The sequence below is a fragment of the Massilia sp. CT11-108 genome (assembly GCF_047302915.1).
Lineage (GTDB): Bacteria > Pseudomonadota > Gammaproteobacteria > Burkholderiales > Burkholderiaceae_D > Telluria > Telluria orientalis.
Map to the genome: position 1 here is coordinate 1 of NZ_JBKYMO010001285.1, position 407 is coordinate 407.

General features: G+C 73.7%; 1 pseudogene. It reads right to left on the minus strand.

Annotated features, from left to right (window positions below):
- Positions 1-271, minus strand: a pseudogene (locus ACEN88_RS34430) (hypothetical protein); the annotation flags it as partial.
- Positions 272-407 lie beyond the last annotated feature (136 nt).

Genomic DNA, 407 nt, shown 5'->3' on the forward strand with positions numbered 1-407 from the left:
CGCCCCGGTGCAGCAGGGCGCCGGCGCCGATGCGGGTGCCGGCGCCGATCACGACGTCGCTGCCGTCCCCGTCCGGTGCCTCGATGGTGACGCCCGGACCGAGGTCGACGCCCTCGTGCAGCCGCACGCCGGGCCAGACCTGGGTGAAGCCGCGCACGCGGCAGCCGGTGCCGATCGCGGCGCCGGCGTAGACCACGACGAAGTCGCCCAGTTGCGCATCGGCGGCGACGGTGGCGCCGTCATGGACGTGGGCGGAGGGGGAACGGGACATGGAATTCTCCTGCATGTTTGGATTCAGACGAGCGTCGCGACGCACACATACTGCCACGCCAGCGCGTCCTGCGCCGCCTGCTCCGGATCGTTGCCGCCGGCCGCGGCGAGCGCCCGGATGGCCGGCAGCCACTGCT